At 50.5% G+C, this 20,294-nt stretch carries 18 protein-coding genes; 10 read left to right on the top strand and 8 right to left on the bottom strand.

Annotated elements, in window-relative coordinates; genetic code table 11:
* Nucleotides 1–17: 17 nt before the first annotated feature.
* Complete coding sequence (locus tag EHT25_RS18940; protein WP_124876692.1) at nt 18–908, bottom strand: alpha/beta hydrolase; 891 nt, start codon at nt 906–908, stop codon at nt 18–20.
* 245 nt (nt 909–1,153) lie between these two features.
* On the opposite strand from EHT25_RS18940, the gene EHT25_RS18935 reads away from it, so the two are divergent.
* Entirely contained in the window at nt 1,154–1,747 is a 594-nt protein-coding gene (locus tag EHT25_RS18935) for a Uma2 family endonuclease (RefSeq protein ID WP_124876691.1), read from the top strand.
* A gap of 88 nt (nt 1,748–1,835) precedes the next feature.
* Nucleotides 1,836–3,101 carry a serine hydrolase domain-containing protein gene (locus EHT25_RS18930; protein WP_124876690.1) on the top strand — a complete coding sequence of 422 codons (1,266 nt, stop codon included), beginning with the start codon at nt 1,836–1,838 and terminating at the stop codon, nt 3,099–3,101.
* 104 nt (nt 3,102–3,205) lie between these two features.
* On the opposite strand, the gene EHT25_RS18925 is transcribed toward EHT25_RS18930, so the two are convergent.
* Together EHT25_RS18925 and EHT25_RS18920 are read right to left on the bottom strand one after the other, a co-directional pair.
* Nucleotides 3,206–4,408 carry an FAD-dependent oxidoreductase gene (locus EHT25_RS18925; RefSeq protein WP_124876689.1) on the bottom strand — a complete coding sequence of 401 codons (1,203 nt, stop codon included), beginning with the start codon at nt 4,406–4,408 and terminating at the stop codon, nt 3,206–3,208.
* A gap of 175 nt (nt 4,409–4,583) precedes the next feature.
* Entirely contained in the window at nt 4,584–4,973 is a 390-nt protein-coding gene (locus EHT25_RS18920) for a RidA family protein (protein WP_229311641.1), read from the bottom strand.
* 156 nt (nt 4,974–5,129) lie between these two features.
* On the opposite strand from EHT25_RS18920, the gene EHT25_RS18915 reads away from it, so the two are divergent.
* Complete coding sequence (locus EHT25_RS18915) at nt 5,130–7,136, top strand: S9 family peptidase (RefSeq protein ID WP_124876688.1); 2,007 nt, start codon at nt 5,130–5,132, stop codon at nt 7,134–7,136.
* A gap of 109 nt (nt 7,137–7,245) precedes the next feature.
* Here EHT25_RS18915 and EHT25_RS18910 read toward each other — a convergent pair whose 3' ends face one another.
* The 3 genes from EHT25_RS18910 to EHT25_RS18900 are packed head-to-tail and all read right to left on the bottom strand — an operon-like array spanning nt 7,246 to nt 9,214.
* Nucleotides 7,246–7,548: a hypothetical protein gene (locus EHT25_RS18910; RefSeq protein ID WP_124876687.1), complete on the bottom strand. Its 303-nt coding sequence runs from the start codon at nt 7,546–7,548 to the stop codon at nt 7,246–7,248.
* Entirely contained in the window at nt 7,517–7,855 is a 339-nt protein-coding gene (locus tag EHT25_RS33005; RefSeq protein WP_124876686.1) for a hypothetical protein, read from the bottom strand. The genes EHT25_RS18910 and EHT25_RS33005 overlap by 32 nt, the downstream gene beginning before the upstream one ends.
* Before the next feature lie 27 nt (nt 7,856–7,882).
* Complete coding sequence (locus tag EHT25_RS18900) at nt 7,883–9,214, bottom strand: hypothetical protein (protein ID WP_124876685.1); 1,332 nt, start codon at nt 9,212–9,214, stop codon at nt 7,883–7,885.
* A 245-nt stretch (nt 9,215–9,459) separates the two neighbouring features.
* Between EHT25_RS18900 and EHT25_RS18895 the strand changes: the two genes are divergently transcribed.
* From EHT25_RS18895 to EHT25_RS18865, 7 genes are all read left to right on the top strand, one after another.
* The gene (locus tag EHT25_RS18895) at nt 9,460–10,722 is read left to right on the top strand and encodes an efflux RND transporter periplasmic adaptor subunit (RefSeq protein WP_124876684.1); all 1,263 of its coding nucleotides are present in this window, start codon (nt 9,460–9,462) and stop codon (nt 10,720–10,722) included.
* 13 nt (nt 10,723–10,735) lie between these two features.
* Nucleotides 10,736–12,178, top strand: a complete 1,443-nt coding sequence (locus tag EHT25_RS18890; protein WP_124876683.1) for a TolC family protein — start codon at nt 10,736–10,738, stop codon at nt 12,176–12,178.
* Between the two features lies 1 nt (nt 12,179).
* Nucleotides 12,180–12,842 (top strand): ABC transporter ATP-binding protein, encoded by a 663-nt coding sequence (locus tag EHT25_RS18885; RefSeq protein ID WP_124877106.1) that lies wholly within the window; start codon nt 12,180–12,182, stop codon nt 12,840–12,842.
* A 90-nt stretch (nt 12,843–12,932) separates the two neighbouring features.
* Nucleotides 12,933–14,180 carry an ABC transporter permease gene (locus EHT25_RS18880; RefSeq protein ID WP_124876682.1) on the top strand — a complete coding sequence of 416 codons (1,248 nt, stop codon included), beginning with the start codon at nt 12,933–12,935 and terminating at the stop codon, nt 14,178–14,180.
* A gap of 98 nt (nt 14,181–14,278) precedes the next feature.
* The gene (locus tag EHT25_RS18875; RefSeq protein WP_124876681.1) at nt 14,279–15,433 is read left to right on the top strand and encodes an ABC transporter permease; all 1,155 of its coding nucleotides are present in this window, start codon (nt 14,279–14,281) and stop codon (nt 15,431–15,433) included.
* A 134-nt stretch (nt 15,434–15,567) separates the two neighbouring features.
* The gene (locus EHT25_RS18870; protein ID WP_124876680.1) at nt 15,568–16,947 is read left to right on the top strand and encodes a sigma-54-dependent transcriptional regulator; all 1,380 of its coding nucleotides are present in this window, start codon (nt 15,568–15,570) and stop codon (nt 16,945–16,947) included.
* A gap of 108 nt (nt 16,948–17,055) precedes the next feature.
* A complete protein-coding gene (locus EHT25_RS18865; RefSeq protein ID WP_124876679.1) occupies nt 17,056–18,336 on the top strand; it encodes a sensor histidine kinase in 1,281 nt (426 codons plus the stop codon).
* Between the two features lie 131 nt (nt 18,337–18,467).
* Here the strand turns inward: EHT25_RS18865 and EHT25_RS18860 are convergent, their stop codons facing one another.
* A complete protein-coding gene (locus EHT25_RS18860) occupies nt 18,468–19,196 on the bottom strand; it encodes an HpcH/HpaI aldolase family protein (protein ID WP_124876678.1) in 729 nt (242 codons plus the stop codon).
* A complete protein-coding gene (locus tag EHT25_RS18855) occupies nt 19,193–20,287 on the bottom strand; it encodes a phosphotransferase family protein (RefSeq protein ID WP_124876677.1) in 1,095 nt (364 codons plus the stop codon). Before EHT25_RS18855 ends, EHT25_RS18860 begins: the two co-directional genes overlap by 4 nt.
* Between the last annotated feature and the right edge of the window lie 7 nt (nt 20,288–20,294).

The raw sequence follows: 20,294 nt of genomic DNA, 5'->3' as shown, positions 1-20,294 counted from the left end.
AAAACCGCAAACCGTACCTAAGGAATCAGCAGGTTATTTGCTTTCAGGATTTTACTGAAAAACAACACCTGATACGGCAAGGCATTTTCCCAATACTCCCAGGTATGCGCGCCGGGTCGTTCGGTGTAGTCGTGGGGCGTTTTATTTTCAACCAATTGGCGGTGCAGATCCCGGTTTCCTTCGATGAGAAAGTCATCCACCCCGATATCGAAAATCAAGGGTAAGCTGTTGCTTTTCAGCCGATCGGCGAGTGTTACCATCGTAAGGCCCGGATACGGAGCATTGCCTTCTTTCGGCGGTCCCAGCAAACGGGCAAGGTTTTCTGCGCGGGATTTGGCAAAATCGGCGGCAACTTTCCAGGTGGCGGTATTAATGTTCATTACTCCACTCATGCTCCCGGCAGCCGCATACAATTCGGGATGACGGCTCGAGATAAACATTGCGCCATGTCCGCCCATCGACAAACCCGCAATGACCCGGCCTTTTCGGTCGCGGATCGTGCGGTAAGTATTGTCAATTTTCTCGACTACCTCTTTCGAAATAAACGTTTCGAACTGACTGCTTGCCACCAGCGGACTGTCGAAATAATAGCTGGTCGGATCGCCATCGGGCGTCACGATGATCAGGTTGTAGTGGTCGGCCAGCCGATGCAGCAGGGTTTTGTCGGGCGTTTTGGTCAGCCAGTCGCGAAAACCACCCGTGCCGCCGTGGAGCAGGTACAAAACCGGGAATAGCTGGTTGGCTTTCCGCGATTTCTTTTCTCCATACCGCTCCGGCAGGATTACAGCCGCCCGCAGGGTCCGCTTCATGGCAGTGCTCTGAATTTCGAGCGTATCAACCTTTGCCGCCCGTACAGAGCCAGACAATACGAGTACCAGCAGGAAACCAACTATCCGAGCTAACACCATGATACTCCACCAGATAAAGTTCGTCAAAACCAGAAAACCGGGAGCTTGTAATTAAAACGCCGATTCATTGTACCAAAAGTAAACAAAGATTCAATGTGTCAAAATTACGCATTGATTTTTTTGTAAAATTTTGTAATGAAGAATAATGATTGGGGTTTCGGGAAATGGCAAAGAGCAATTGCGGTTTAATATCTACGACCCCAAAAGTGAACCATTTGTGTTATATTTGACAAAAGCCGTGCCCCATGCTTGCGACGATTCAGCAATCCGACCACCTGACACTTCACCCACCGCGTCAATACCAGTTTGACGACGACTATTTCTTTGCCTTGTGTCAGGCCAACCGGGATTTGCGTCTGGAGCGCGATGCCGACGGAAATATCATTCTTATGCCTCCCACCGGATCAGAAACAGGACGTTACAATTCGGAGATGTCCGCAGATGTGGTTATCTGGAACCGTAAAAAGAAGACAGGTTACGTGTTCGATTCGTCAACCGGTTTCACCCTTCCCAATTCGGCGGTTCGGTCGCCGGATGTATCCTGGATTCGGAAAGATCGCTGGGATGCCTTACCGGAAGCCAAACGGGAGAAATTTGCACCCATCTGTCCAGATTTCGTGATTGAAATTCGTTCCAAAACGGATTCGATACATGAATTAAAAGCCAAAATGGACGAATACCAGGCGAATGGTTGTCGGCTCGGCTGGCTCATCGACCGGATTGAGAAAACCGTCACAATTTATCGGGAAACCGGTTCGCTTGAAATTCGGACGGGTGAAAAAGTGGTGCTATCGGGCGAAGAGGTTTTAGAAGGCTTTGAGATGGAGGTGATTTTGTAAAATTTCCATGTTCATCAAATGAGGAATAATTCTTTTTCTCATTTTTGAGGGAAATTACGCCTTTACCTCTTAACCTCAAAAACCGTACATGTTTAAATTCCTACTTTTGGGCTTCCTGTTGACCCTTCAGGTTGCCTTTGCTCAATCGCCCGCCCAAACCTTCACCACTGCCAAATCGCCCGCCGACGCCGGTTTTTCGGCCGACCGACTCAAACGCCTGGACAATTATTTGCAGGAATTTATTGATAAAGGATTAGCCCCCAACGCAGTGACGTTTGTGGCTCGGAACGGCAAGATCGTGCATTACAAAGCCTTTGGATACAGCAATTTAGAAAAGAAAACCCCGCTCAAACGCGACGATATTTACCGCATTGCGTCCCAGTCGAAAGCCGTCATTACCGTGGCATTGATGACGTTGTTTGAAGAAGAAAAATTCCTGCTCGACGATCCGATTTCCAAATACATTCCGGCGTTCAAAAATCCGCGGGTGCTGATCAGCGCCGACAAGGAAAAAGGCACCTACGAAACCCGACCCGCCAAACGCGAAGTTACCGTTCGGCACCTGCTGAGTCACAACGCCGGTATTCCCTACGAACACCCGCTCGACCAGCGCCCCGAGTTTAAAGTCCCGTTTTTCAATTCGTTGCAGACCGACAAACTGGAAGAGGTCGTCAACCGGATTGCCGCCCGACCACTCACCAAAGATCCCGGCGAAGAGTTTGTGTATGGCCTGAACACCGATATTATTGGCCGTCTGGTCGAAATCCTGTCCGGAAAACCGCTGGATGTGGCGCTGCGCGAACGCGTACTGGAACCGGTCGGCATGAGCGACACGTACTTTTACCTGCCCGCCAACAAAGCCAGCCGACTGGTGGAGCTGTATTCGAAAAGCAGCGTTGAAAAACCGCTCAGTCTCCACGAAAATAATTCCTACCGGTCGTTCGCCGTGGAAGGTGCCAAAACCTATTTTTCGGGCGGAGCTGGTTTGGTCAGTACAGTAGAAGATTACGCCAAATTCTGCCAGATGATGCTCAACGGCGGCACCTTCAACAACAAGCGGATTCTGGGTCGGAAAACCGTGGAGATGATGTTGCGAAACCAGATCGGCGAGGCAAAAACCAGCGCTTACAACGACAAGTTTGGCCTCGGTTTTCAGATTGTCACCCCGGAAAGCAGCTATGGCAATGAAATGAGTCCGGGATCATTCGGATGGGGTGGAATGTATTGTTCTGAATACACCATCGACCCCAAAGAAAACCTGGTTCTGCTGATTTTCACCAACGTCCAACCCTACGCCCACTCGACCGAGTTCCGCCGAAAATTCAAAATCGCAGTTTATCAGGCACTGGAGTAAGTCGGTTTGGAATGAACAATTAATAATGAACAATGAACACAGCATGAAAGAGAAATAGAGATCACGCCTATATTCATTGTTCATTATTAATTGTTCATTATTTCCTACGCCACTTCCCGCTCCCACTCCACTTTATACGAAAGCACCTCTTCCGAGGCTTTGGCGCCTTGTTTGATAAAAAACGGCAAGACAAGATCGCGGAACCAGACGGCCACCGGATTGGAAACCATTTTTCCGTTGCCGGTGCGCCGGGCCTGCCGCACGATCTTCTCGACCCGCTCCTTGCGCAGGTTCTCAAATTTGGCAAAAGCGTGCTCCACTTTCAACGAATCCCGCAGACATTGAGCCAAAACCGCAGCATCTTCGAGCGCCATCGACGCCCCCTGACCGGAGTGGGGCGAGGTCGCATGGGCCGCATCGCCAATCAAACAAACCAGTCCTTTGTGCCAGGTCGGCAACGACGGCATGTCATAAACCGGCCACTTGCCAATTTCACCCGGCGTCGATTCGATGATTTCCAAAAGATGAGCCGGATCGCTGCTGTGATTATGCAGTAACCGCTGCCGCCACTCATCGGCCGAAATGGCGTTCAGCTCGTTCCGCTTCGGTTCCTTCGGCCAGGCCACGTTGCTGAACCAGTATACTTCGCCATCCGGTTTGGCGATATACCCGAAAAAGGCTTTTTTTCCGAAAATCATCTGCATGGCTCCGGAGGTCGACAAACCGGAAGGCAATTGGGCAAAACCGCCACAATCGACCATTCCGGTGTAGGTCGGTTGGGGCGCATTCGGAAAAATCAGTTGGCGGGTTCGGGAATGGATTCCATCGCAGCCGATCAGAAAATTCCCTTCGGCCTCAGAACCGTCTTCAAAACGGGCGGTTACGTGCTGAAAACCGTGCAGCTGAATCCCAGTGAGCTTTTTTCCAAAGTGAACCGGGATATTCCGGCGAATGGCTTCGTTGCGCAGCACCTGATGCAACTGCCCCCGTTTGATCATGACATTCCGGCTGCCAAATCGCTGTTCCTCATCGCTGCTTTCCAGTTGCGCCAGTTGTTTGCCATCGCCGTTGAAAAAATCCATTCCCTCCGAATGAAAACCGTCGGCTTCCAGCAAGTGATCGATTTCCAGCGCTTTCAATACATTGACACCGTTGGGAGCCAGATTCAAAAACGCACCAGCTTCATCCATCCCGGTGGGTTGCGCTTCGTAAATCTCAGCTTCGATTCCTACCTGTTGTAAAAAAAGGGCCATTACCGGACCGGCAATTCCACAACCAATGATGAGGGCTTTTCGGGGTGTCGTCATGTCTCGTGCTGTCTGCGTTGATGTCCCAAAAGTAGAACCGCAATCCAGCCGACGCCCCTTATTTTTCGTGAACCGTCGCATTTGGCCGATGAGCCTCCAATTCAACCTGACCGAACGCAGGGAAGTTATGAACGGTGAATGCGTCAGCCCACTCATCGTTCCTTATCCATCATTTTTAAACAAACGCTACCACATCGATTTCGACCAGGTAATCGGGATTGCCTAATCCGGCGACGAACGGTACGGAGATGGTCGGAGCGGTTTTCAGGAATTTCTGCGAAGCGGCAAAACCCGCCCTTATATCCTGGCCCTGAACAACGTAAATGGTCATTTTGACCACGTCTTCCCAGGTAGCTCCGCAGGCTTCCAAAGCGGTTTGGACATTCTTCAACGCCTGCTCGGTTTGGACGGCCAGGTCGCCTTTGCCGATCAATTCGTTCTTTTCATTGACGGCATTCTGTCCGCCAATGTACACGGTTTTTCCAGTTCCTTCCGTAACAATGGCCTGCGAAAACGCCGGGCTTTTCATCATTCCGTCCGGATTAACACGCTGAATCTTGCTCATAAAACTGTCAGGTTTGGTATGCATCAACAGGACTATCCAATGAATAACCAGTCAGTTGACCTACGGTTTTTAAAAACCCGCCAGGCTGATACTAATTTCTGCATGACAAACGGATTTTTCAGTAACTTACCAACCAATCACCGACCATCCGTTTCCATGAAAAAGGTATCGCTGTTGTTTCTTGCATTTTGGTCCGTTTCGATGGCAATGGCCCAGATTCCGGCGCTCATCGACCGGCAGTTGATCTTTGGCGATCCGGAGATTATCAGTGCCCAGCTCTCGCCCGATGGCGCCTACATGTCGTTCATCAAACCCTATAAAGGGACTCGTAATATCTGGGTCAAGAAACGGGACGAACCGTTTACAGCGGCCAAACCGATGACTGCCGACACCCTGCGCCCTATTCGTAGCTACTTCTGGTCGCGCGATGGAAAGTTTCTGCTTTATTCGCAGGACAAGGGAGGTGATGAGAACTTCAACGTCTACGCCGTCAATCCGTCCGAACCGTTGAAAACCGGTCAGGATGTTCCAACAGCTCGCGATCTGACCAATCTGAAAGGCGTACGGGTGGCGATTTACCGCGTTCCCAAAACCGATCCGAATACGCTTTATGTGGGTCTGAACGACCGCGACAAAGCCTGGCATGACCTCTACAAACTGAACCTGACGACCGGCGAAAAAACGCTCGTTCGCAAGAATACCGACCGCGTTTCGGGCTGGATTTTCGACTGGGACGACAAGCTTCGTCTGGCCACCAGCACAGCGGCCGACGGCAGTTCGGAAATTCTGCGCGTCGACGATGCGGGAATGACCAAAATCTATTCGACTTCGATTAACGAAATCAGTTATCCGGTTGCCTTTCACAAAGACAATCAGCGGTTTTACCTCGTCACCAACAAGGATAAAAATGACCTTTTGAAGCTGGTCCTTTTTAATCCAACCACGCAGAAAGAACAATCGGTTGAATCCGATCCGTTAAAAAAAGTGGATTTCGGAGAAATTGCCATTTCGGAAGTTACCAAAGAGCCGATTTTTACCACTTACACCGACGACCGTCTGCGCCGGTATTGGAAAGACAAGGTATTCGAGAAAGATTTCCAATTTATTCTGAGGGAGTTACCGGGCGTCGATATTCAGTTTGGCTCTTCTACTGATGATGAGCAATACTGGTTGCTTTCGGCCACGAGCGATACGGACCCCGGTGCAACCTTCCTCTTCGACCGCAAAACCAAAGAACTAACGTTTCAGTACCGCCCCCGCCCGAAACTGCCAATCAACGATCTGGCGCGGATGGAAGCCGTTCGCTATAAATCATCAGACGGGCTCGAAATCCCGGCTTTTCTGACATTGCCCAAAGGTCGTGAAGCCAAAAATCTCCCGGTGGTAATTTTTCCCCACGGCGGCCCCTGGGGCCGTGATTTCTGGGGATATAATGCGTACCACCAGTTTCTGGCCAATCGCGGCTATGCGGTTTTGTCGATGAATTTCCGGGCTTCCACCGGCTACGGCAAAGCGTTTCTGAATGCGGGCAACAAGCAGTGGGGCGAAAAAATGCAGGACGACATTACCTGGGGCGTCAAATACCTGATCGATCAGGGCATTGCCGATCCGAAGCGCGTCGGCATCATGGGCGGTTCGTACGGCGGTTACGCCACGCTGGCCGGGCTGGCCTTCACGCCCGATATCTACGCGGCTGGGGTGGCCATTGTCGCACCTTCCAACATCAGTACGCTGCTGAACTCGATTCCGGCTTACTGGGAAGCCGAGCGCAAGCGGTTGTATGAACGCATGGCCGACCCCAACACCCCCGAAGGCAAGGCCCAGTTGATGAAGCAGTCGCCGTTGTTTTCCGCCGATAAAATCAAAGCTCCGCTGATGGTGGTTCAGGGGGCTAATGATCCGCGCGTCAACAAAGCCGAGTCCGACCAGATTGTAATTGCCCTCCGCGAACGCGGTTTTCCGGTCGAATACCTGTGCGCGCCCGACGAAGGACACGGTTTTCAGCGGCCCGTCAACAACATGGCGATGCTGGCCATGGCGGAGAAATTTCTGGCGAAACATTTGGGTGGCCGGTTTCAGGAATCCATGCCGGAAAACGTCGCTAAACGGTTGAAAGAAATAACGGTGGATGTAAAAACCGTGCAGTTGGCGGATAAGAAATAGCGTACCCACGGACTTCAGTCCGTGTTTTTTAGACCCAATTATAAAATACGGACTAAAGTCCGTGGGTGGGTACGTAAAAATCCCCGCTTCAGCGGGGATTTTTTATGGCTCAAATCCGGATTCCCGCTCCAATTGTTAGCATCGGGATCACATCGCCATCAATGACATAATTTTGCCTTATTCCCAGGCTAATCTGCCGGTTTAGTCTGTAATCATAACCAAACATAGCATTAAAGCTGGCACCAATCCGGCGTCGGCTCTCGACGAAATACCGGTCGGGATTGTAAGCCCAATATTGACTATAGGCCTTATACTGCATACCGGCCCCACCGCCGATCAGAAAAAGATGCTTTGATGTGTTGATTGGCGCGAATGCCAAACTAATTAATATAACCGGCGACAACCGATTCATGGTTTACGCGTTTGTTTTTTAGAAAATTGGGCACCTGATCGTCCGAACCACTATAATTAATCTGGTTTTTAAAACCGCTGTACCGGGTTAAATAGTGGAGACTTGCACCCAAAAACAAGCGTTTTTTCAATTCCCGCAGGTATTCGTTTGACAGCACAATACCGCCTTTCATTCCCGTTCCTTCTCCTACCTGGGGCCATGCTGTTCCAACGCCAATACGGAAAGAATTTTTGGGAATTGTTTGACTATGAGCCTGGTATACACTTCCCGTCAGGAAAATCAGGCAATAAATAATCTTTCTTTTCATAAGGCACTGTGGACAGGTTTATAAAATTTATTGCACGTCAATCAATCGCTCGTAGTTATTGCTGAACAAAAACTTACCGGTTTTCGAGTCTTTTATCAGGAGTTTTGCCTGGTAAACACCCGTCGGGACCGAAGTCGGAATGGTAAAGTAAGCCGGTGAATCCGAGCCTTTAACCCCGTATGGAACTATCGGAATGCTGAACTGCACGGACGGATTCCCAATGCTGACAAGTTGTAACTGTTCGTCAAGCTGAACCGGGTTGGGTTGCCTTGCCGCCGTCGATGGCGCGTAATTGATCACCTGCTGTTTCTGCCGCGCCAACGGCAACGTTTCAAAATTCATGCAGCCTGAATTGCCGATTCCTTTCAACAGTGGCTGGTTTTTATCGGTTAAAACATTCAATTTATGGCAGACCATTTCCTGTCCATCCTGACTGATTTTAACATAATAAACCCCGGGATCAAGGACGGGAACCGCCACCTGGAAACCCGTGCCATCTGCGGCAAAATCCGACAGCACAGGCTGATACGTTTGATGCTTATTCGCTATCGTCAGCGAAATGTCACCCTTAAAGAGGTTGTAACCCTCCACCCGAAATGATTCTTTCGTTACAAGACTCCATATCCAAGGATTAGTACCTAAAAAAACGGCTCCCTTTTTCACCAGTAGAGGTTGAGGCACTGGCACTACCGTTCCGTCAGTCTGCACCAATTCCAGCGCATACCGACCCGGTTGGAGTTGGCGGGAGGTCGAGAGGTGAACCTGGTTAGTGACCTGATCAAATGAAAACCAGAGACAACTGTGCGGAGACGGCTCCCGGAAAAGACTTATTTTTTCCGAACTGCCCTCCCGAGTTACCAGAGCATCCATCAGAGCTTCACTTCCATACAGGTTAAGGGCCGGAATGGAAAGCCGCATGGAATTACTCAGTTCCAGTTCAAGCGGTGTGGTGGGATTGGGTGTTAGTTTACCGGCGGCAACGGTAACGATTGAATACTCAACCACCAGGTCGCCGGGTTGAGGATTGATTTTTTGTAAACTAATCCGTGTCTCATTGCATTTATTTAAATCACGAGCTCTTAGATACCCTTTTTCCAAACCGGAATATAACCGGGCATCTGAGGTCAGTTTATAATCAGCCTTGATGCCATCGGCGGAAAGGGTTTGAGGCATAACAATCCGAATGATCCGCTTATCCTGATCAATGGTAATGTTTTTATCAGGAATCCCGGCGAGATGTAATTCCAGAATCTTCAGCCCGGTTTCAGGCACAACCGGGTCGGTATCCTCACTCCCACGCTTGCACGTCATTAATGTCACCCCAAGCAACACGATCAGAAACTGTATAGACCAACCCATTAGCCAGGAAAATTTAGGAATTCAATCGATTCTAAACAGACCAGATTTTGCCCGAAACCGTTGTAAACCAGCCCATTTTTTCATAAAATAATACCATTTCTATTCCTTCCATGAACCGTTCAAACCCGCACAAGCCGTGCGAAACCGCACACTTTCAGAAATAAGATACTTAATAAATATTTGATATTCAGTGAATTAACTACTGGCACATCAATTGAATACGCTCTGTCAAGGTAAAACAACAAATGGACAGAGAACTAGCCCCCGAAATCGTCAGACAAAGCCGGACCAAAAACTACCTCATTGCGGGCATCGCATTGATCGTTGTTCTGGCAGCCATTTACTTCTTCCGAAATGTACTGAAAACGTCCGTTGAAGCGTCGCGAATTCGGACGGCGACGGCGGAAATCGGCCCGGTCGAGAACTCGCTGAACGCGACAGGTGAAGTTATTCCGGCCTACGAACAAATCATCACCAGCCCCATCCGCGCCAGCATCCGGCGTGTGCTGCTGACGCCCGGAACGCGGATCAAACCCGGTCAGGCCATTCTGGATCTGGACAAATCCATGACCATCATCGATTTCGAGAAGATGCAGGACCAGTTGGCGCTCAAACGCAACAGCATCGAGCAGTTGCGGATGAAGCTGAACAAAAACCTGTTCGATGCCGAAGCGGATGACAAAATCAAATCCCTCAACATCAATCGGTTGAAAGCCGAACTGGAAGACACCCGGCGGTTGCTGAAAGTGGGTGGCCGGACGCAGGAAGACGTCACCCGCGCCGAAAACAGTCTCCGCATTGCCGAACTCGAAAAGACCAAGCTGGAAAACGACCTTTCCTACAACCGCCAGTCGATGGGGGCCAGTTTGAAGGAAACGACGTTACAGGCGCAGATCGAGGAAAAAAACCTGAAAGAACTGGACCGGAAACTGAAGCAGGCCAACATCATCGCCGACCGGCCGGGCGTGCTGACCTGGGTGAATGAGAACATCGGTTCGGCGGTCACCGAGGGCGAGATTCTGGCGAAACTGGCCGATCTGGGCAGTTTCAGGATCGAAGGGTCATGCTCCGATATTTACGCCGATCAGGTAAAAACCGGTTTGCCGGTGATTGTCAAAGTCAACGAAATCAATCTTCGCGGCACCATTTCGCAGGTAAAACCGTCGGTGAAAAACGGCGTCGTGCAGTTCGTGGTGCAGTTGGATGATAACCATCATACATCGCTCCGGCCCAACATGAAAGTCGAAGTGTTTGTGGTGACCAATCGCACGGCCAAAGCCGTCCGAATTGCCAACGGCCCGGCGTTTAAAGGCAAGAAAGTACAATACGTTTATGTGCTGAATGACAAAGGGATAGCGCAGCGTCGGGAGATTCAGACCGGTTTATCAAACTTCGATTATGTGGAGGTGAAAAGCGGTATTCAGCCGGGCGAAAAAGTCATTATTACCGATTTGAGCGAATTTGAGCATTTGGAGGAAATTACGATCGACAGCGGTTCTAATGAATAATGAAAAATCAACAATGAAAAATATATTTTTATTCATTCTGTTGTTGAGTGCCTCTTCTACGGTTGCGCAGCCACAACAGTTTACGTTGGAGGATGTGGTGCAACTGGCAAAAGCACAGTCGATTTCGGGCAAACAGGCCGCTACCCAGAAGCAAACGAGTTACTGGCAATACCGCACGTTTCAGGCCGGGTTCAAACCACAACTGAGCCTCAACGGTTCGCTGCCCAACTTTCAGCGGTCGTTTACGCAGGTGACGCAACCGGACGGCACCATCAGTTTTCAGCCGATTTCCAATAACAATTCCATTCTGAATCTGGCCCTGACGCAAAACATTGCGCTGACCGGCGGGTCGGTTTTTGTGCAGAAACAGATTCAGCGGTTTGATGATTTTCAGCGAAATAACCGCCTTTACAACGGAATTCCGTTTGCCTTCGGGATTACGCAGCCGCTGTTTCAGTTCAACGCCATGAAATGGGACCGGAAAATTGAGCCGCTGAAATACGAAGAAAGCACGCAGTTTTACATCGAGTCGATGGAAAAGGTGACGGTTTTGGCAACCGGTTATTATTTCGATTTGCTGGTGGCGCAGGTGAATTTGCAGATTGCCGAAAAAAACCTGAGCAACAACGATACACTTTACAAAATCGCCCAACACAAACTGGAATTGGGCAAGATTTCGCAAAACGATATTTTGCAATTGCAGATGAGCGTTCTGACGGCTAAAAAGGAGTTCGCATCGGCCCGGCAAAACGCCGAAATTGCCTCGTTAAGTTTGCGTTCGTATATGGGTTATCGTGACGATCGCAAACTCGAACTAGTGGTTCCGTCCCGCATCAATGAGCTGACAATCAACGTCGAGAACGCCATTAAAGAAGCGTTCAGCAACCGCTCCGATGCCATCGCGTTCCGGCGGAGAGCCCTGGAGGCCCAGCGGGATGTGGACAAAGCCCGCAAAGACAACGGGCTGAATGCCACGCTTCAGGCGGCTTTTGGGCTGTCGAACCGGGGAGCCAATCTCGGCGATATTTACATTCGCCCGCAGGACCGGGAATACCTGGAAATTCAGTTTGTGCTGCCGATCATGACCTGGGGTCGCGCCCAGGCCCGCACCGAAACCGCCAAAGCGAATCAGCAACTGACCACGCAAGCAGTGGAGCAGGACAAGCTGACGTTTGAGCAAGCCATTTACACGCAGGTCACGCTCCTGCAAATGCTGCAACAACAGGTAAAACTCACCGCCGAAGCCGACGGCATTGGTCAGCAACGCTACCAGATTGCTCAAAACCGCTTTATTCTGAGCGACCTGAGCGTAACGGATCTGGGGATTGCCATGCAGGAAAAAGACCGCGCCCGGCGCGACGCCATTCTGGCTTTACGCGATTACTGGACGGCTTTTTACACCATCCGTCTGCTGACGTTGTACGATTTTGAACGCAATGAAAAAATCAAATACTAACATGATCAACCTCACGAACATCGAAAAAGTGTACCGCACCAGCAGCATCGAGACGCTGGCGCTCAACAACATCAACCTCAACATCCGCAAGGGCGAGTTTGTCTCCATCATGGGGCCGTCGGGTTGCGGCAAATCGACGCTGCTCAATATCATGGGACTGCTCGACGAACCCTCGAAAGGCACCGTTGAGCTGGATGGACAGCGGGTTTCGACCTACCGCGACAAGGAGCTGGCCCGGCTGCGGAACGAGAAAATCGGATTTATCTTCCAGAGCTTCCACCTGATCAACGACTTATCGGTGGTCGACAATGTGGAAATTCCGCTGCTGTACCGTTCGGCTAACGGAAAACCGCGTCAGACCTACGCCAAAGAAGCGCTGGAAAAAGTGGGTTTGAGCAACCGCATCAAGCATTTTCCGAAGCAGTTATCGGGCGGACAGAAACAGCGGGTCGCTATTGCCCGCGCCATTGTCGGCAAACCCGAAATCATCCTGGCCGATGAACCCACCGGCAACCTCGACAGCGCGATGGGCAACGAAATCATGAATATCCTGCAAACGCTGAACAATGAAGGCGCCACGATCATCATGGTCACGCACGACGAAAACATGGCCAAACGCACGCATCGATTGATCCGGCTTTTTGACGGAACACAGGTACAATAAAGGAGGAAAGGAAGAAGGGAATAAAGGAAAATGCATATTTCTTCTTCCCTTTCCTCCTTTCATTCCGATACTCCTTCACTCCTCCAACTTATGCTAACGAATTACATAAAAATCGCCTGGAAGGTGCTCTTGCGGCATCCGTTTTACACCTTCATTACGCTCTTCGGCATCAGCCTGACCCTGACGGTGTTGATGGTGCTGACCTCATTTCTCGACCATTTGTTCGGGAGTCATTACCCGGAAACCAAGCGCGATCGGTCGCTCTATGTCATGCAAATGATGCAAATGGATTCGGGTCGGACGTCCCGGAATTCGGGGCCGATGAGTTTCCGGTTTCTGACGGAATACGCCAAATCGCTGAAAACCGCCGAGCGGGTCACCATCTGCACTTTCGTCAATAGTTCCAACGCCTACGTGGGTTCGCAGAAAATCAAGCTGAACACCAAATTTACCGACGCCGATTTTTGGGAAGTGACTGACTTTGAATTTCTGGAAGGCAAACCGTACAACGAACAGAACATTGCCAACAGCGATCAGGTCGTTGTGATTACCGACGACTTTAAAAAGCACTATTTTGGGAACGGAACCGAGTCGGTGATTGGCAAAGACGTTGAAATTGAAAACATTCACTACCGGGTCATTGGGGTGGTTAAAGGCAGTCCGGTGACCCGGCCATTCACGTATTCCGACGTTTTTTACCCCTATACGGCTCCCAAAAGCAATTATCAGCGAGCTGGCATGCGGGGTGGTTATGTGGCCATTTTGCTCGCCAAAAAGCAGTCCGATCTAAAAACCGTTCAGGATGAGTTTCAGAGTCACATCGCCCGAATTCCGCTGCCGGGTGTTCAGGAGGGATTTAAGTATGCGATTCTGGAGGTAAAAAGTGAACCGTATCTGGAAAACTTCATCGGCACACTCATGGATGGCAATAAGGGAATAAAAACGGTCTTTTTCGGAATTATTGCGTTCATTATGCTCATGCTGATGGGGCTTCCAGCGATCAATCTGGTGAATGTCAACGTCAGCCGGATCATGGAACGGGCTTCGGAAATCGGTATCCGGAAAGCCTTCGGTGCGCCCGTCCGCACCCTCATGTGGCAGTTCATCATCGAGAACATCTTCATTACGTTCCTCGGTGGAGGCATCGCCCTCGTTCTGACCCTGATCATCATTCAACTGATCAATAACAGCGGAATGATTGCCTATGCCGACCTTACCATCAACGTCAACGTCTTTCTGATTAGTCTACTGGTCTGCCTCGTTTTCGGGCTTCTGTCCGGCGTCCTGCCCGCCCTGCGCATGTCAAAACTCAAAATTGCGGAAGCGCTCAAATCTTAATTTTGAATGAGTGAATACAAAAACGATAGCATCACTCACCTTTTTATTCACTCATTCTATCATTCACTCATCGCACCGGCGACCCGGTCAAAACTATCATGATCCGTCATCTTTTTAAATTAATCTGGAACAAGAAGCGAGCTCATTCACTGTTGCTGGTGGAGATCTGGGCGTCGTTCCTGGTCCTTTTCGGGCTTTCTTCGCTGATTGTGTACAACGTCCGGAATTACCGCGAGCCACTGGGGTTTGAGTACCAGAACGCCTGGGCCATCAGCCTGAACAGCAATCAGGATACGGTTGAGGTAGCCGAAAAAATCGAACGGGTTTTGCAACAGCTTCGGGATCAGCCTGAAGTCGAAGCGGCTTCCCGCATGAGCAGCAACTTCCCATTTTCGCAAAGCTCGATGAACAACGGGGTGGAGTACAACAAAAAGAATGTGCTGGCCGATTTCTTCTCAACGGATGAACACTTTGCCAAGACCATGGTGATTCCGGTTTTGGAAGGCCGGTGGTACCGGAGCGCCGATAGTGTGGGCAAATACACGCCGGTGGTGATCAATCGAAAGTTGAAAGAAGGACTGTTCGGCGACGAAAAACCGCTGGGAAAAGTCATTGGTGAACGCTTTAAAGTGATTGGTGTGGTTAACACATTCAAGTCGAAGGGCGAATTCATGGCGGACAAACCGGCCTTATTTGAACTGCTGGATGTCAAGACCCGCTGGAACGACCTGTTGATGGTCCGGGTAAAACCGGGAACCGATGCGGTTTTTGAAGCTAAAATGGTCAAAGCGATTACGACGATGGTCACCGGGTGGAGCGTGGAGGTCGATCACCTGACGGATTCGCGGAAAACCACGCATAACATGACGCTTGTGCCGGTGATCATTTTCCTGATCGTATCCGGTTTTCTGCTGATCAACGTCGCCCTCGGATTGTTCGGCGTCCTGAACTTGAGCATTGCCAAACGCCGGGGCGAAATTGGTTTGCGCCGGGCACTGGGCGCCACCGGCACCGGCATTTCGGAACAATTCATCAGCGAAATCTGGGTGCTGGCAACCTTCGCGTTGCTGATCGGGCTCTTGTTTGCCGTTCAGTTCCCGCTAATGAACGTGTTCGACATTCAGGCCGGTATTTACCTGACCGCCATTGCGATTTCAATCGTCGTTATTTACGGGATTGTCACCCTCTGCGCCCTATTCCCCAGTCGCCTGGCCGCACGAATTCAACCGGCGGTGGCGCTGCATGAGGAATAGGAGTTTTAAAAAGTTGTTTCGCAGACGCAGAGTTAAGCAGAGAAAAGAGGAGGTGCGCAGACTATTTTTGAAAAACTTTTTTTTCTCCGCTTAACTCTGCTTTTCTCTGCTTAACTCTGCGAAATAATTTTACCATGCTTCTGATCATCGACGACGATATTGCGGTTCAGACTTCGCTCTCGCTCCTGCTGCGGAGGGACGGTTTTACAGTACAAACCGCTGAAAACCCCACACAGGCGCTGGAAACGCTCGCAACTGAGACTCCGGAGTTGATTTTGCTGGACATGAATTTTTCCATCGAAACCTCCGGCGATGAAGGCCTGAAACTCCTGAATGTGATTCGGGCGGCCTATCCGGCCATTCCGGTGATTCTGATTACGGGCTGGGGAACGATCGATCTGGCCGTGCAGGGCATGAAAGCCGGAGCAAAGGATTTCATTACGAAACCGTGGCAAAACGACTACGTGTTGCAGTCGATTCGTACCATTTTAAATTTAGCGCAGCAAAAACCGGCTCAGCTTTCATCCTCCAGCCGGAAAAAACTCGATCAGCACTACCAGTTTGAGCACATTGTCGGTGAAGATTCTAAGTTGCTCGACATTCTGGAAACCATCGGCCGCGTGGCCCCCACCGACGCCCCGGTTTTGATTACGGGCGAAAGCGGAACCGGGAAAGAACTCATCGCCGAAGCCATTCACCAGAACAGCCGACGCCGGAACAAACCGTTCGTGAAGGTCAATCTGGGCGGTATTTCGTCGACCTTGTTCGAAAGCGAACTCTTCGGACACCTGCGGGGCGCGTTTACCGACGCCAAAGCCGACCGCGTCGGGCGGTTTGAACTCGCCAACAAAGGCAGCATCTTTCTGGACGAAATCGGTGACCTGGATCTGTCGAGCCAGGTCAAACTACTGCGGGTGTTGCAGGACCGGACGTTCGAACCGCTGGGCAGCAGCCGGAGCAAAACCGTCGATGTGCGGGTGATTTGCGCAACCAACCGGAATCTGGAAGAAATGGTCGCCAAAGGCACGTTCCGCGAAGATCTGTTTTACCGCATCAACCTCATCACCGTCAAGCTCCCGGCCCTGCGCGAACGTCCTGACGACATTCCATCCTTGGTGAGTTATTTCGTTAACAACCTGAAAACCATTTATGAACGTCCCAAACTAAACATCAATCCAGCCGCGCTCAGGTGGGTTCGAAATCTGGCGTTGCCCGGCAACATCCGGCAGCTCAAAAACATCGTTGAACGGACGGTTTTGCTATCCACCACCGACGAACTCGGCATTGCTGATTTTCAGAAACACATCGCCCAAAACCCGATGCCCCAAGCCCTACGACCACTGCCCGAAGTCGGCACCATCACGCTCGACGAACTGGAATTCCAGATGATTCGCCGGGCGATGGATTTTTACAATAACCGGGTTTCGAAAGTGGCGAGGGCACTGGGAATCACGCGGTTTGCGCTGTATCGACGACTGGAAAAATATGGAATTCCATATACAACCGATTCCTGAACTATGATTACGCAGATTAAAGGATTAACTATGATTAGCTACCGCAATCTTATTTTCTTATTTTAAATCCTCTTAATCCTTTAATCTGCGTAATCCCAGTTCAAAACGATGTCCCTCCGAACGAAATACCTGCTGTTCATGGTCGCGATTCACGCGGCTATGATTTTTCTGATTTTCAAATGGCTTCAGGAAAACAAACTGCTGTTTATCGTTTCGGAAGTGCTGGTGCTGATTTCGGTCGTGCTTGCCATTCAGATTTACCGGGCTTTTGGTCAACCATCCGCGTTTATTTCGTCCGGAATTGAAGCGATTAAAGACAAGGATTTTACGATCAAATTTGTGCCGACCGGTAACCGGGAAGTCGATGGGTTGATTGAAGTCTATAACCTCATGATCGACCAACTTCGTGAGGAACGCACCAAACAAATGGAACAGCAGTTTTTTCTGGAAAAGCTCATCGAAGCCTCCCCCATCGCCACCCTGATTTTCGACTTCGACCGGCGAATCGCTTCCGTTAATCCCAAAGCCGCTGACTTGTTGCAACTGACTCACGTCGAATTATTGGGTCGGCACTTGTCGGAAATTGATCACCCGCTCCTGAATCAACTGGCCGAATCCGTCGAACACGAAACCAAAACGCTGAAAGGCAGCGGTATCGAAACCTACCGGGTGCAACGTTCCCACTTCATGGACCGTGGTTTTCGGCGCGATTTTCTGCTGATCGAAGAACTGACGAGCGAGATTCTGGAATCCGAAAAGAAAGCCTACAGCAAAGTGATCCGGATGATGGCCCACGAGGTCAACAACTCCATTGGCGCCATCAATTCCATCCTGAATGTCACCAAAACTTACATGGATGCGCCGGAAGAGGAGGATGTGAACCACGCCCTCCAGATCGCCATCGAGCGTAACGACCGGCTGAATCAGTTCATGCGCCGGTTTGCCGATGTCGTTCGATTGCCACTGCCCCAGAAAAATACCGCCGATCTGGCCGAAATTGCCCAACACGTCGGGCGGCTGATGCAGCCTCAGGCCGATGCCAAAGGGGTTGTGCTTGAGTATAAATTGCCCGTTTCGGTGCCGGTTTTGCTTGATACTGTGCAAATGGAACAAGTGCTGGTCAACATCATCAAAAATGCCATTGAAGCGTGTTCGGCGGGCGAAACCGTCGAGATTTTTGTTTCCCACCAGAAGCTGAGTGTCCGCGATAATGGCAAACCGATCAGTGCGGACCTGGAAACCAACCTGTTCAATCCATTTTTCAGCACCAAACCCGACGGCCAGGGCATTGGGCTCACCCTGACGCGCGACATTCTCCTCAACCACGGTTTTCCATTCTCGCTGAAAACCGGCCCCGACGGCTGGACGGAATTCCAGATTCTGCTGTAAATAATCTGCCGGTCTGTTCAACTCATCTGGCTGGAAACCGAACGGTTCACTCATTCATCTTCCGACAGGATTGATGCATTACCCTTTGTTTATTAACCTGAAATAATTTTGAAGCACCTCGGATCGTTCTCTTAAGAGATTGTCGCAGCCAGCAAACCATCCCGAATCATTCCCAGATCAGAACCGATTGCCAGGCAGGAATAACCCCAATGTTTTAGCGCCGGTAAATCATCCCGGTTTCTGACCAAAATACCCGCCTGTTTCTGCTGATTTTTGGCCGCCAGACTCACTTGCTGCAAAGCGGTTTCGTAGGAAATTGGTGGTGTAGGTCGGCGGATTGACAAGTCCAGCTTGAGGTCTGCCGGCCCTACGAAAAGAATATCGACACCATCGACAGCCGCAATCGATTCCGCCTTTAATACCCCTTCTTCATTTTCAATTTGTGGTATAAACAAAGGTTGTTGCAACGTATTTTGCTGAACGTGAAGGCCATAGGAAAATGAACGGGCTGAGCTTGAATAGCCTCGAGTTCCGATGGGCGGATAGTTCATGGCTTTTACACATTCCCTGGCCTGTTCAGCCGTAGATACGTGAGGTAGCATAATACCGGATGCGCCCCAGTCCAGCACCCGGGCAATCAGGGCGCTGTCCATACTGCCCACGCGCACAATGAGCCTGACACCCTCCCGTTTAGCCGCCTGCAAATTGGCTAACAGTCCCGATTCGGTCAGACAGCCGTGTTCCAGATCGAACAACAGCCAGTCAAAACCGCAGGCTGCCGCCAGTTCAGCAATGACCGGCGAACCAATCGATAGCCAGGTTCCGGTTCCAAGTTGCCGGGAATCCGGTTGTTGTTTCATAAATCGTGGACGTGTTTGAGGTTCTGCAATCCCAGACAGGCGGTTTTTATCCGTTGCAGGGTAAAGGTTTTCAGCGAGGCTCCGCTGGAACCCGAGCCAATGAGAAAAAAATCGGACTGGCGGTCGAAATAATTGGCACCCACCCGGATGACGGCTTTCACAATCATGTTCCGGAGCAGATGCAGCCAGAAACGGATCAGGAAGTTTTCGGGCAGCGGTTTTACTTTTTGATACCCTTTCATGGCAGCCATAACCACCTCCCCGGAATGAAAACAGGCCAGCAGCGACAAGTCATCCGTGGCATCTCCCGAAACCGTATCATCCCAATCGATGAACGCTATAACCTCGTCGGAAACACCCAGCATATTCCACAAGGCCAGATCTTTATGCACCAGACATCCCTCGTCGACCTCCAGATAGGCATCGTACTTTTGTACCAGCTGCCGGATTTCAGTGGATTCCGACGCGCTCAAAAACCGCTTCTGAACCAGAAAATCGAGGTGTTTCTCCCAGTTTAAAAGAAAATAATCCCGATAGCGCGGGTGTAACCCCAAAAGCCGGTCTTCCTTCCGAAGTTTTGCCGGATCAAAGGGGCCAAAACTGCTGAACTGGATGGTTTGCCATTTCGCCACATACTGACCGATTTTTTCGGCAATAACCGGGAGGTTCAGTTTTCCTTCCTTGTATAATCGATTCAAATCCGGATAAGGGACATATTCCAGAATCTGATACGCAAAAGGAACGACGGAGCGGGTGGCATCAGCGGCAAAAACCGCTGGGGCGGGAATGCCCAGCGCTTTGATTTCCCGCAATACGCGCGCTTCAATCTCCATAAAATCGTCGCCTTCAGGACCGTTTTCCAGCCGGATAAAGCGTTGCGTATGGCCAACGGTTGCCACATACGTCAGGTGATTTCCCTGGCCATTTCCCGAACGCAGCGACACGGCATCGCTTCTGAAGTAATCGACCAGCACCGGCCGCAGCAACCGCTCAATCGCCGACGATTCAAGGTCTTCATCCCGTTCGTCCAGGGCAAAAAAAGCCGAAGGACGGTCACATTTCCAATAATAGATGCTCTGTCGGTTTGTCATTATCGCT

This window comes from Larkinella rosea (assembly GCF_003858635.1).
Lineage (GTDB): Bacteria > Bacteroidota > Bacteroidia > Cytophagales > Spirosomataceae > Larkinella > Larkinella rosea.
Note: the sequence above shows the minus strand (reverse complement) of the source record. Positions and strands in the feature narration are given on the sequence as shown.

Excerpts from the sequence above, each read along its gene's own strand:
- EHT25_RS18940 (WP_124876692.1), bottom strand. The coding sequence starts at position 908 with ATGGTGTTAGCTCGGATAGTTGGTTTCCTGCTGGTACTCGTATTGTCT.
- EHT25_RS18935 (WP_124876691.1), top strand. The coding sequence starts at position 1,154 with ATGCTTGCGACGATTCAGCAATCCGACCACCTGACACTTCACCCACCG.
- EHT25_RS18930 (WP_124876690.1), top strand. The coding sequence starts at position 1,836 with ATGTTTAAATTCCTACTTTTGGGCTTCCTGTTGACCCTTCAGGTTGCC.
- EHT25_RS18925 (WP_124876689.1), bottom strand. The coding sequence starts at position 4,408 with ATGACGACACCCCGAAAAGCCCTCATCATTGGTTGTGGAATTGCCGGT.
- EHT25_RS18920 (WP_229311641.1), bottom strand. The coding sequence starts at position 4,973 with ATGAGCAAGATTCAGCGTGTTAATCCGGACGGAATGATGAAAAGCCCG.
- EHT25_RS18915 (WP_124876688.1), top strand. The coding sequence starts at position 5,130 with ATGAAAAAGGTATCGCTGTTGTTTCTTGCATTTTGGTCCGTTTCGATG.
- EHT25_RS18910 (WP_124876687.1), bottom strand. The coding sequence starts at position 7,548 with ATGAATCGGTTGTCGCCGGTTATATTAATTAGTTTGGCATTCGCGCCA.
- EHT25_RS33005 (WP_124876686.1), bottom strand. The coding sequence starts at position 7,855 with ATGAAAAGAAAGATTATTTATTGCCTGATTTTCCTGACGGGAAGTGTA.
- EHT25_RS18900 (WP_124876685.1), bottom strand. The coding sequence starts at position 9,214 with ATGGGTTGGTCTATACAGTTTCTGATCGTGTTGCTTGGGGTGACATTA.
- EHT25_RS18895 (WP_124876684.1), top strand. The coding sequence starts at position 9,460 with ATGGACAGAGAACTAGCCCCCGAAATCGTCAGACAAAGCCGGACCAAA.
- EHT25_RS18890 (WP_124876683.1), top strand. The coding sequence starts at position 10,736 with ATGAAAAATATATTTTTATTCATTCTGTTGTTGAGTGCCTCTTCTACG.
- EHT25_RS18885 (WP_124877106.1), top strand. The coding sequence starts at position 12,180 with ATGATCAACCTCACGAACATCGAAAAAGTGTACCGCACCAGCAGCATC.
- EHT25_RS18880 (WP_124876682.1), top strand. The coding sequence starts at position 12,933 with ATGCTAACGAATTACATAAAAATCGCCTGGAAGGTGCTCTTGCGGCAT.
- EHT25_RS18875 (WP_124876681.1), top strand. The coding sequence starts at position 14,279 with ATGATCCGTCATCTTTTTAAATTAATCTGGAACAAGAAGCGAGCTCAT.
- EHT25_RS18870 (WP_124876680.1), top strand. The coding sequence starts at position 15,568 with ATGCTTCTGATCATCGACGACGATATTGCGGTTCAGACTTCGCTCTCG.
- EHT25_RS18865 (WP_124876679.1), top strand. The coding sequence starts at position 17,056 with ATGTCCCTCCGAACGAAATACCTGCTGTTCATGGTCGCGATTCACGCG.
- EHT25_RS18860 (WP_124876678.1), bottom strand. The coding sequence starts at position 19,196 with ATGAAACAACAACCGGATTCCCGGCAACTTGGAACCGGAACCTGGCTA.
- EHT25_RS18855 (WP_124876677.1), bottom strand. The coding sequence starts at position 20,287 with ATGACAAACCGACAGAGCATCTATTATTGGAAATGTGACCGTCCTTCG.